The sequence below is a fragment of the Microcystis sp. M53603_WE2 genome, from assembly GCF_030065435.1.
Genome location: NZ_JASJFF010000814.1, coordinates 1 through 1,963, shown reverse-complemented (window position 1 = coordinate 1,963; position 1,963 = coordinate 1). Strand labels below are relative to the sequence as shown.

2 protein-coding genes and 1 pseudogene are annotated in these 1,963 nt (G+C 42.8%); all 3 read right to left on the bottom strand.

The annotated features are described in order from the left end of the window. Positions 1–138: pseudogene (locus PX481_RS17365) on the bottom strand (photosystem II D2 protein (photosystem q(a) protein)); the annotation flags it as partial. Between the two features lie 325 nt (positions 139–463). Continuing rightward, positions 464–1,225 carry a lipoyl protein ligase domain-containing protein gene (locus PX481_RS17360; protein ID WP_002759573.1) on the bottom strand — a complete coding sequence of 254 codons (762 nt, stop codon included), beginning with the start codon at positions 1,223–1,225 and terminating at the stop codon, positions 464–466. Next, positions 1,188–1,664 (bottom strand): YbjN domain-containing protein, encoded by a 477-nt coding sequence (locus PX481_RS17355; protein ID WP_288095196.1) that lies wholly within the window; start codon positions 1,662–1,664, stop codon positions 1,188–1,190. Before PX481_RS17355 ends, PX481_RS17360 begins: the two co-directional genes overlap by 38 nt. Between the last annotated feature and the right edge of the window lie 299 nt (positions 1,665–1,963).

Sequence of the window (1,963 nt, the reverse complement as noted above, 5' to 3'; positions counted from 1 at the left end):
TCCACCTAGGGCCATGAAGGCGCAGGGGAAGAGTAGTAAACCAGACCAACCGATGAAGACGAAACGGTCTCTTTTGAGCCAGTCATCGAGAGCATCAAACAGCCCTCTTTCTGGGGCGCGTCCGACAGCAATGGTCATGGGTATTTTTCCTCTTGCTTAACTGAAATCACGGGCAAGATTTCTTAACTTTTTTGAGTCTGGGATTACTCCCATTGTCTTATAAGATGGCGCGATCGATTGACTGGATTAGCTTGACTAAACTAGATGCGATCGCTAGTTAATCCTCACAAACTGTAAAAGATTAACGTTTCTTAAACTAGCACAAGCTAGACAATAATTTCGAGTTCGGTAAGACTTTGGTTCCTTGCGGTCTCTATCTACCTTTAACTATTATTAGCAAAAAATTACAAATCTATACAACTTGACTCATAATTGATTTTCTATACACACAAAAACTTTTTTGTCAATGAGTATTTATATTCATTTGTTTAATCGATCGCCACTCCCAATCCTCTAGGGGTTGCTCTAGCAATTGACAATCGAAGCATTCCTCGGCGGCGGTTTTCAGGGTAGCGATAATTGTCTCTAGGGTCAAATCTGGCGCTAAATTCAGCTTTTGAGGGGCAGCACTGGCGAAAACTTGCTCAAACAGCGAATTATCTTGCTCTAGCACCATCGAACCATGTTGGAGAACCGAGGAACCCCGTTGCAGTTGGGCGCTCCCAATAAATTTATTCCCCCAATTATCGACTAAATCCGCACCGGTAGCTGTACCGAAACAGTTAGCAGAATGGATATATCCCCGGCCGGCAGCACCGTAGGACAACTCCAGACCGATATTTTGCCAGCCTGTGATTAAAAATTGACAGATTTGCTGGTAAACTTCCCTAATATTCCCCTTCATCCCCGAATTTACCACCATATAGGTCAAATCCCCCTGATGTAGTACAGACCGTCCACCGGTAGGACGACGAACTAGGGAGATTTTTTGACCTTGCCAAGTCAAATCACGCCAAAAATCAGGATATTGCCGTTGATGATAGCCCAAGGAAATAGCCGGGGGCGACCATTGATAAAAACGCAGAGTCGGGGGATGATGACTGCAACGGTGTTGCTCTAGTAACCAAGAATCGATCGCCATTTGTCGCTCTGCCGATGAGATAATTGGAGGGATATAACGCCAAATTTTAGCTGCCACCAAAGGATTCTCGTAACATTTCATCATTATTATCTGCTACCGTCGCCACGAGAGTAATTGCTCGCGAAATCTCCCCAGCAGACAAATCGGCCACAGTGCGCTGAGAAATCACCACCACCTGATCATTCATAATGGCAAAATGAGATTCAAAGGTTTCGGCACAATTCATCGCTAATAACTTGCGGGTTAATCCCAATTCATCCTTAACGGGTAATTTCAGCACAGAAGACCACACCGTTAGAAAATCATCATCGCTTTCCCCAGTTAACTGTACAAATACCTCAACGCTACCATACTGAAACTTCCAAAGATAACCTTTGTCTGTATGTTGTACCATAGCAGTATCATTCTGCTGCAGAGTAGAAATAACCATTTCAATCATTTCTTGGTGACTGCTCGTACTAGCCAGAAATTCATCGGTCATTGACTCTATTGCGTCCGAAGTCGCTAAACTTTCTGTGGTCATAAAAATTCCCTAAACTCGATCGATCACAATCTTATCCCAAGAGAAAAGAAAAAAGTAACAAAACAGACATAGAAGAGGGGAGTGGGGAGCTTTTTTCCTGTGATTAGTAAACAGCAAACAGTAAACAGCGAAAAGACAGAGGCTTAACCATTCTCTATATAACTGAACTTCCCCCATACATATATACCACAATAGCTGAAAACCCTTATCCATCAATGGATGCACCCCCTTAACTTATCTTAATGTACCCATGTAATTTGTAACATTTCTTAATGGACAAGAATTCTCTCCATTTGCTA